Here is a 9,060-nt window from a genome sequence, read left to right on the forward strand (position 1 = left end):
CCCGCCCGCCGGCGCTCCCGGGCCCGGCTGATCCATCCGGTGGCCGGCCCCGCCGGCCACGTCCGGCCCCGGCCGCCCGCGACGACGGCGACCGGCGCCGGTGCTCCCCCGCGGAGCACCGGCCCTCACCACCACCACATCCCGGTCGCACCATCGCAGAAAAGGGGGATCGCCGTGAACGATCTCTTCACCTGGGCCGCCCTGGGGACCATCGCCGGCGCGAGCGCCGCCACCCTGCTGGCCACCAACGTCATCGGCGGGCTCATCGGCCCGAGCGGCGACAAGCTCCGCAAGTGGATCGCCATCGCCATCGCGCTGCTGCTGTCCTACCTGACCGCGGCCTTCGCCGACGACGCCGGCGGCGAGAAGTGGGTCATCGCGTTCTTCAACGCGCTGGTGATCTTCTCCGCCGCGCTCGGCGTCAACCAGTTCCCGCCCGGCAACCGGCAGGCGACGCCCACCCAGCTCGCGAGCGGTCGCGAGCCCCGTGTCTTCCGCTCGTGGGTCTGAGGAGTGACGTCATGATCTTCGGAATTCTCAGCGCGGCGATCCAGGTGGGTCTCGGCGCCGTCCTCGGCCTCCTGGCCGGCGGCCCGGTCGGCCTGCTCATCGGCGCCGTCGTGGGCCTGCTCATCGGCGCGGCGTTCGGCTGGGCGGTCACCTCCGCCGGGGTGTACGCGCCGGACGCCCGCGGCATCTTCCTCTTCGTCGTCGACCACACGTGGAGCCTGCTCAACACGATCGTCGGGGCCATCTACCTGGCCGTGCACCTGATCTTCGGGCACTCGCTGGACCGGCCCACCTCGGCGGGCAGCGGCCGGGTCAGCGTGGTGGAGGGCGTCTCACCCCGCTACGCCACCACCATCGGCACCGTCTGCGCCGGCTCCAGCTCCGGCATCCAGCGCCACGAGGACGTGCACATCTTCCAGGCGCGGCTGCTCGGCCCGCTCTACATCCCGCTGGTGCTGGCGAACTACGTGCTGTTCACCATCGCGCCGGTCTGGCTGCTCTACCACGACCACACCAACGCGCCGATCAACCGGTTCACCCGCTACTTCGAGATCGGCGTCTATCCGCACGTGTGGAACGAGGCCATCGCGTACCGGATCCAGGGGACGCCGCCGCGATGACCACCGACGGGCGCGGACCGATCGAGACGGCCACCGCCGAGCTGGCCGCATGGCTGACCGGCGTGGCGGGGCAACCCGTCCCGATCGGCCCGCCCCACACGGGCGTCGACGCCGACGGGCTGACCCTGTGGCCCCTCGAACTGCGCCCGGCCCGGCAGACGCGCTCCAGCGGCGCGGTCCGAGAGCCGTACCGGTTCACGGTCCGCTACCTGCTCTGCGTGGCCGGGCCGGCCGGGCTGGCCGTCCTGGACCGGGTGCTCACCGCCGCGACCAGCGACGGCAGCTACCCGCTGGTGCTGGAGGCCGGCGACGCCGCGCTGTGGAACGCGTTCGACGCCGCGCCCCGACCGGCGCTGCTGATCGACGTGCCCACGCAGGTGGACCACCCGACGCCGGCCGCGCCGCCGGTCCTGCAACCGCTACGGCTGCGCCAGCTGTCGATGCGCACCCTCGCCGGCCGGGTGGTCGGCCCCGCGGACCAGCCGCTCGCCGCCATGCGCGTCGAACTGCCCGGCACCGCGTCCGCGACCCGCACCGGCCCCGACGGCCGGTTCCTGATCGCCGGGGTCCCGCACGACCCCGAACACCCCGGCCCGGTACGGCTGCGGCTCAGCGGGCGCGGTCTCGTGCTCACCGCCGACGTCGACGCCGGCGAGGACGACATCGTCATCGTCTGCGCACCACCGACCCACTGACGCCCACCCGCACAGGAGGACCGATGCCCAGCTACTTCTCCCCCGGCATCTACGTCGAGGAGGTCCCCAGCGGCGCCCGACCGATCGGACCGGCGAGCACCAGCATCGCCGCGTTCGTCGGCGTCGCCCCGAACCGCGGCGCCCACCTGGGCAAGGCGGTACCGGTCAACAACTGGACCGAGTTCCTGCGGCTCTTCGCCGACGGGAACCAGGTCGAGAGCACCCCACTGGCCCGGGCCGTCTTCGGTTTCCTGGACAACGGGGGCGCCCGCTGCTGGGTGGTCAACGTCGGCGAGGGCGGCGCCATCACCGGCACCGGCCAGCGACGCGGCGGTCTGCAACTGCTGGAGGCCATCGACGAGATCTCCATCATCGCCGCTCCGGGCTTTTCCGACGTGGTGTCCCACGAGGCGCTGCTCAGCATGGCCGAGCGCACCCGCACCATGGTGGCGATCTGCGACCCGGCCCCGGACATCGACGACATCTCCGCGCTGACCCGGGTCGCCACCCCGTCGTCCGGCAAGCCGCCCAAGCCCGCCGAGGGCGCAGCCGGCAGCGCGGCACCCGGTGGGTCCGGCGGCGGCGAGGGACCGGCGTACCGGCCCCGGCAGTCCGAGTTCGGCGCGTTCTACTACCCGTGGATCGAGGTACGCGACCCGATCAGCGGGGAGTTGGAACTCACCCCGCCGAGCGGGCACCTCGCCGGCATCTGGGCCCGCACCGACGCCCTGCGGGGCGTGCACAAGGCGCCAGCCAACGAACCCGTGCGCGGCGCGGTCAACCTCGGCTACCTGGTCACCCGCCCGGAGCACGACGTGCTCAACCCCAAGGGCGTCAACGTGATCCGCTACTTCGCCGGCGAGGGCATCCGCGTCTGGGGCGCCCGTACGCTCGCCGCCGAGGCCAGCGAGTGGCGCTACCTCAACGTACGGCGGCTCAGCATCGCCATCGAGCAGGCCATCGCCAACGGCACCCGCTGGATGGTCTTCGAGCCGAACGACTTCACCCTCTGGCGCTCGATCCGGCGCGACATCGGGGCGTTCCTCACCCGGGTGTGGCGCGACGGCGCGCTGCTCGGGCGCAGCCCCGAGGAGGCGTTCTTCGTCAAGTGCGACGAGGAGACCAACCCGGTGGACGTCCGCGACGCCGGCATGGTGATCGCCCACATCGGCATCGCCGTCGTCAAGCCCGCCGAATTCGTGGTGTTCAAGTTGAGCCAGTGGGCCGGCGGCACCGAGACCGAGACGATCGGAGGCTGACACATGCCCACCACAGCCACCCCGCAGCCGGGCGCCCCGGTCGACCCGTACCGGGCGTACAACTTCCGGCTCCTCATCAACGGCGTCACCAACGGCCACTTCACCGAGATGAGCGGACTGGAGGTGAACATCCCCGGGCAGCCGTACCGCGAGCACGGCCCCGGACCGACGCGGATGGTCCCCGGCCAGGCCGAGTACGAGCCGGTGACCCTGCACTTCGGCCTCACCGCGTCCCGCGAGCTGTGGGACTGGGTGAACGCCACCGCCCAGGGCACCCTCAACCGCCGCAACGTGTCGGTGGTGCTGCTGGACTCCGCGGGCACCGCCGAGGTGCTGCGCTGGAACCTGATCGACGCCTGGCCCACCCGGTGGCGCGGGGCGCACCTCAACACGGTCAGCCACGAGATCGCCATCGCCTCGCTGACGCTGCGCTACGAGGGCCTGGAGTTGGAGACCGGCGGTGCCGCCGCGCCGACGCCCGCGTAGCTGGCTGGCCGGTCGGCTCCGCTCCGCGGCCGGCGCGGTGCAGCGCCTCGCCGGACTCGTCGAGAACACCGGCGTACCCCCGGCGCCTCCGGCGCAGGTGCCACGTCGTCTCGGGGAGCCGCCCCAGCACTGGCTGAACCTGGTCGCCGCACATGCCCCCGGCCTGCTGCGCGAACTGGACCTCGACGCGACCCCTGGCGGCGTCGAGCAGACGCCGGGCCGCGACGACCGGCAGGACGGCCGGAGAGAAGATGGCCTGCCGTCGTCCGCTCAGGCTCACCCTTACGAGGTCGTGGAAGGAACCGGCTCTGCCGATGAGAAGGACCGGCGCCTCGCCGAGCGGGCCGGCCGCCGCGCTCGCGGCCCGGCCGCCCAACCCGACGACGACGCACGCGGCGTCCGGGCGACCGGTACGGCGGACGACCTCGGCGCGACGGACGGCCCGAGCACGGTAGGCGGCCCCGGTGCACCCGACGGCCACGGCCTCAGCAGGACGGCCGGCCTCGGCGGGAGAGACGGCCTCGGCCGGACAGCCGGTCTCGCCGGGACAGCCGGCGTCGCCGGGACGGGCGGGTCAGACGTCCTCGGCCGGACGGGTGCGGTGAGGGCGGACGGGAGACCGGACGGATGGCGGCCCTCGGGCCGGGATGGGAGGTCGGGTCGGGTGCCCGACGCCGGCCCGGACGGTCGACCGGGCGGCTCGGGAATCGGCGGCGTCAGCCCTGGTGGCGATTCCGACGCCGCCACCCACGTGTCGGGCGGGCACGGCGGGGAAGCGGCGTCCTCGCTGGCGAATCGGCGCTGGTCCGGCCGGATACTGGATCGTTGGCCCTCGCGCCCGTCATCGTGGCGGGGCGCGGCGACCCGGACGGCCACGGCGGCCGCACCGGTGGGACCGGTGGGACCGGCACGACGTGACACCCCGACCACCGACGCACGCGTCCCGACCCGGGCAGGCGTGCCCGCCGCCTCGCCGCTGGCTACCCGGCGCGGCTCCCCGCCCGCGATCGTCGAGGAATTCGGCCCCTCCAGGGGCCCCTTCCAGCCACGATCCACTACCGCCCCCACCGCCGTCGGCGGGATGGCGAGGGGCGGCGCTGGCAGCGGGTTGTGGCCCGCCCTACCGGACGATCGCGCACAGCAGGGCGACGTACGGGCCACACGGCCCGCCGAGCCCGACCGCAGCCACCGCGATCAACGCGAACCGAGTTCCGGGCAATGGTCGGTCGGCACGATGTTCCCAGCGTCGACGGCCGTCGACCCGTGGCCGGAACTGCCGGACGACACTCCGCTGTGGACGGTGCCCGGGGCGGCGCTCGACGCCGGTCACGTGGACCGCCTGGATCGGGAACAGGCGGGCGGCTGATGGAACGCGTCGCCTTCCTCATCGACTCCTCCGGGGAGCGGGTGGACTGCCTGCTCAACCCGGAGACCGTGCAGGTGACCCGGCTCGCCGGCGTACGTCATCGGGGCGCGGGCGGCGGGCAGCTCACCGGGTCCGGACTGGCCGACGACCCGCTGGTCTTCACCGGCGGCGGCCGTACGGAGCTGGTGCTCGACCTGCTGTTCGACGTCGACTTCGTCCAGGCCCAGGTCCGCCCCACCGACGTACGGGTGCTCACCCGGCCGCTGTGGATGCTGGCCGAGAACTCCACCGCCGAGCACGGGTGGCTGCGTCCGCCGCTGGTCCGGCTGGTCTGGGGTAAGACCTGGAACGTGCCCGGCGTGATCATCGCGGTGGCCGAGCGGTTCGACGCGTTCACCGGCACGGGCTCGCCGCGGCGCTCCTGGCTGCGGCTGAAGCTGGTCCGGGCCGCCGAGACGGCCGACCAGGCGCAGGCGGGATTCGCCGAGGAGCTGGCCGCGGTGAGCACCCCGGCGGCCGCCCCGGGCAGCGCCGTGGTCGCCGCCGGTGACGGTGCCGCCGAACCGGGTCAGTCCGGGGTGCGCTTCGACCTGCTTGCCAACGACGCGCTCGGGTCGCCGCTGCGGTGGCGGTTGCTGGCCGAGCACAACCGGATCACCGACCCGCTCGCGGTACCCGCCGGCACGACCCTCGCGGTCCCCACCAGCGCCTCGGGCGGTGGCGGGCCGGAGTCGACGCTGGCCGGGATGGCGCGGGCGGTGGCCGGCGCGGTGGGCGCCGGCGCGTCGTTCGTGGGCGCCTCGATCGCCACCGCGAGCTGGGCCACGCCGACCGGCACGACGCCCGCCAGCACCAACCCGGACAGCACGCCGCTCGGCACCGGCTCGGGGAGTACGCCATGACCAGCGTCGCGCCCCGCGCGCTGACCGTTTCGCTGGACGGCGTGGAACTGAACGCCGCGGCCCGCCAGCGGGTCCGCTCGCTGCGGGTGGCCGCCCGGCTCGACCAGCCGACCCAGGCCGAGCTGGTGCTCGCCACCGCCGCCGGGGGCGGCGCTCTCGACCCGGCGGCGCGGCCGGGCACGACCCTCGACGTGCGGCTCGCCGATCATCCCGACGCGCTGTTCACCGGTGAGGTCACCGCGGTGGAGGTCGAGTACGCCGCCGACGGCGCGGCCGTGCTGCGCCTGCGGGCGTACGACGCGCTGCACCGCCTGCGCAAGCGGCAGGACCTGCGGGTCTTCACCTCGGTGACGGCGGCGGAGCTGGCCCGTGAGCTGTGCGGCGAGGTGGGGCTGACCGTGACGGCGGAGAGCGACGGGCCGCGACTGGAACGGCTGCTTCAGCACCGGCACAGCGACCTGGAGCTGCTCCGGGAGGTCACCGGCCGGGCCGGGCTGCACCTGGCCGCCGACGGCGACGATGTCCGGCTGATCACCCTCGCCGGCTACGGGGAGCCCGTCGCGCTGAGGTTGGGCGCGGGTGTGCACACCCTGCGACTGTCCACCAACGCCGACCAGGCCAGCGGCGCCAGCGCCGCGCTGGGTTGGCATCCGCAGCGGGCCGAGCCGATCAGCCAGCAGGCCGACGAGGCGCGCTGCGGCCGACCGGCCGGTGACCGGCCGGACCCGGCCGACGTCGGGGCGGACGGGGTACGCACCGCCGTCGACCAGCCGGGGCGCAGCGACGACGAGTTGGCGGCCCTGGCCCAGGCGCGACTGGACCTGCGCGCCGCCGCGCTGGCCACCGCCGAAGGGCTGGCCGAGGGCGATCCGGCGCTGCGGCCGGGCCGGCGGATCGACCTGACGGGTGTGCCCGACCCGCTCGCCGGGGCGTACGTGCTGACCGAGGTGGTGCACACCGTGGACGGCGACGGGCACCTGACCCGCTTCTCCACCGTGCCACCGCCCGCTGCCCCCACGACGGCGGGCGGCGCGGTGGTCACCCTGGGCACCGTCACCGACGTGGCCGACCCCGACGGGTTGGGCCGGGTGCGGCTGACCCTGCCGGCGTACGGGGACCTGGACGCCGGCTGGCTCGGCGTGCTCTGTCCCGGTGCGGGACGCGGCAAGGGCCTGGTGGCGCTCCCCGATCCGGACGACACCGTGCTGGTGGTGCTGCCCGGTGGCGAGCCCGCCTCGGGCGTCGTGCTGGGCTCGCTGTTCGGCGCCGTCGAGCCGTACGACGCGGGTGTCGACGACGGGAAGTCCCGCCGCTGGTCCCTGCGGACCGCCGGCGGGCAGTCGATCGTCGTGGACGACGTCCAGCGCAGCCTGCGGCTCGCCACCGAGGGCGGCAGTTGGCTGGAACTCACCCCCGACCTGGCCACCCTGCACGCGGCGAGCGACCTGGTGATCTCCGCGCCGGGCCGGGCCATGGTGGTCCGCGCCCGCAGCGTGGACTTCCTGCACGCCGAGGCGCCCGAGGACGCGACCACCGCGGCGCAGCAGGCCCGTTCGCTCGCTCGCGCCCATCACGAAGGAGGCGGCTGATGCGCTGGATCCACCGCGACTCGGTGATCACCTGCGACCACGACGGCCGGGTCGAGAACCAGCCCTCGCAGCTCTGGGTGACCGTCACCGCCGTGCCGGTGCTTGTGGACGACGACCCGGAGGGACGAAAGATCATCGCCTGCCCGAACTACGGCCCGACCATCAAGCCGTGCGCGAAGACGCTGACCGTCCGGGTCGGCTACAGCGACTGGCTGCGCGTCGACGGGCACCGGGTGGTGCTCTCGCACCTGGAGGGGTTCACCGACGGCACACCGCCGGGAGCGGTCCACCACACCGTCCGCGACCCGCGCCAGCAGTTCCTGGGGGCGGACCGATGAGGGCGTTCCGTTTCGTCGGCGCGGGCTTCGACGCCGGCCGGGGCGGCGGGCTGGCGCTCACCGCGGCCGGCGGCCTGGCCATGACCGAGGGCGACGAGAGCGTACGCCAGGCGCTGTTCCTGTTGTTGTCCACGACGCCGGGCGAGCGGCTGATGCGACCCGGGTACGGCTCCCGGCTGCACCGGCTGGTCTTCGCGCCCAACGACGACACGACGGCCGGGCTGGCCATCCACTACGTCCGGCAGGCCATCGCCCGCTGGGAGCCCCGGGTGGAGGTCATCGACACCGACGCCGGCCCGGACCCGGACGACGCGTGGCGGCTGGTGATCCGGCTGGACTACCGGGTGCGGGCCAGCCTGACACCCGGGCAGCTGGTGTTCTCCGTGGACCTGCTCCCCGCCGACGATGAACCGGGAGGACAGTCATGACGCTGCCCGTGCCGCACCTGGACGACCGTGGGTTTCTCGACCTCGTCACCGAGGCCCGCGAGCGGATCCAACAGTCCTGCCCCGCCTGGACCGACCTGTCGGCGCACGACCCGGGCATGGCGCTGGTGGAGGCGTTCGCGCACCTCACCGAAGTGATGATCTACCGGCTGAACCAGTTGCCGGAGAAGGCGTACGTCTCGTTTCTGAACCTGCTCGGGGTGGCGCGGCACGCGCCCACCGCGGCCTGGGCGGACGTCGTGTTCACCCGCGCCGGCACCGACCGGGGCGCGGTGCGGATCCCGGCCGGCCTGCGGGTCGCGGCGGCGCGCGGCGCCGATCCCCGACCGGTCCTGTTCGTCACCACCGAACCGGCCCTGCTGGCGGCCGGGGAAGCGTCGGTGACGGTCCGCATGCACCACTGCGAGCCCGTCGAGGCGGAGCTGCTGGGTGTCGGCACCGGCCAGCCCGGCCAGGTGCTCCGGGCGGCGCACGCTCCCCTCACCCACACCGGCGAGCCGCTGGACCTGCTGCTCGGGGTGGAGGTGCCGGCCGGCTCGGTGGAGCTGGGGGTGGCAGCCCGCGAGCACGACGGCCGCACGTTCGAGATCTGGCAGCCGGTGGACAGTTTCGCCGGGCTCGGTCCGCAGGCCAAGGCGTACCTCGTCGACCGCTGCTCGGGCACCGTCACCTTCGCCCCGGCCCTCGACCTGCGACCGCCCGCCGGTGCGGGCGAGGCCGCCGGGCCGGGCGGGGCGGTGACGGTGGCGGCCGTGCCGCCGGCCGCGGGCGCGGGGTTGTCGACCCGTACCCCGGGTAGTGGATCGCGCAGGCTGGTCAGCGTGCCGGCCGCCACGTTGCCGGTCGGAC

Annotated in this window: 10 protein-coding genes and 1 pseudogene; all 11 read left to right on the forward strand. The window is 74.5% G+C overall.

Annotated elements, in window-relative coordinates; translation table 11 throughout:
• Positions 1–510, forward strand: a 510-nt coding sequence (locus tag ABZU46_RS29395; RefSeq protein ID WP_354862835.1) for a hypothetical protein, incomplete at its 5' end; no start/stop codon positions are given.
• Positions 511–521: 11 nt separating this feature from the next.
• Positions 522–1,130: a glycine zipper family protein gene (locus ABZU46_RS29400; RefSeq protein ID WP_354862837.1), complete on the forward strand. Its 609-nt coding sequence runs from the start codon at positions 522–524 to the stop codon at positions 1,128–1,130.
• Entirely contained in the window at positions 1,127–1,825 is a 699-nt protein-coding gene (locus tag ABZU46_RS29405; RefSeq protein WP_354862839.1) for a carboxypeptidase-like regulatory domain-containing protein, read from the forward strand. The genes ABZU46_RS29400 and ABZU46_RS29405 overlap by 4 nt, the downstream gene beginning before the upstream one ends.
• A 23-nt stretch (positions 1,826–1,848) precedes the next feature.
• Complete coding sequence (locus ABZU46_RS29410; protein WP_354862840.1) at positions 1,849–3,084, forward strand: phage tail sheath subtilisin-like domain-containing protein; 1,236 nt, start codon at positions 1,849–1,851, stop codon at positions 3,082–3,084.
• A gap of 3 nt (positions 3,085–3,087) precedes the next feature.
• Positions 3,088–3,570, forward strand: a complete 483-nt coding sequence (locus tag ABZU46_RS29415) for a phage tail protein (RefSeq protein ID WP_354862842.1) — start codon at positions 3,088–3,090, stop codon at positions 3,568–3,570.
• Positions 3,571–4,804: 1,234 nt separating this feature from the next.
• On the forward strand, positions 4,805–4,936 hold the full coding sequence (locus tag ABZU46_RS29420) for a hypothetical protein (protein ID WP_354862844.1): 132 nt from the start codon (positions 4,805–4,807) through the stop codon (positions 4,934–4,936).
• Positions 4,936–5,838, forward strand: coding sequence for a hypothetical protein (locus ABZU46_RS29425; RefSeq protein WP_354862845.1), 903 nt, complete (start codon positions 4,936–4,938; stop codon positions 5,836–5,838). The genes ABZU46_RS29420 and ABZU46_RS29425 overlap by 1 nt, the downstream gene beginning before the upstream one ends.
• Positions 5,835–7,427 carry a contractile injection system protein, VgrG/Pvc8 family gene (locus ABZU46_RS29430; RefSeq protein WP_354862847.1) on the forward strand — a complete coding sequence of 531 codons (1,593 nt, stop codon included), beginning with the start codon at positions 5,835–5,837 and terminating at the stop codon, positions 7,425–7,427. Before ABZU46_RS29425 ends, ABZU46_RS29430 begins: the two co-directional genes overlap by 4 nt.
• On the forward strand, positions 7,427–7,765 hold the full coding sequence (locus ABZU46_RS29435) for a hypothetical protein (RefSeq protein WP_354862849.1): 339 nt from the start codon (positions 7,427–7,429) through the stop codon (positions 7,763–7,765). Before ABZU46_RS29430 ends, ABZU46_RS29435 begins: the two co-directional genes overlap by 1 nt.
• Positions 7,762–8,193: a GPW/gp25 family protein gene (locus ABZU46_RS29440; RefSeq protein ID WP_354862851.1), complete on the forward strand. Its 432-nt coding sequence runs from the start codon at positions 7,762–7,764 to the stop codon at positions 8,191–8,193. Before ABZU46_RS29435 ends, ABZU46_RS29440 begins: the two co-directional genes overlap by 4 nt.
• Positions 8,190–9,060 (forward strand): annotated as a pseudogene (locus ABZU46_RS29445) (putative baseplate assembly protein); the annotation flags it as partial. The gene ABZU46_RS29440 and the pseudogene ABZU46_RS29445, both read left to right, overlap by 4 nt.

It is taken from the genome of Micromonospora sp. NPDC005197 (genome assembly GCF_040608295.1).
Classification (GTDB): Bacteria; Actinomycetota; Actinomycetes; order Mycobacteriales; family Micromonosporaceae; genus Micromonospora.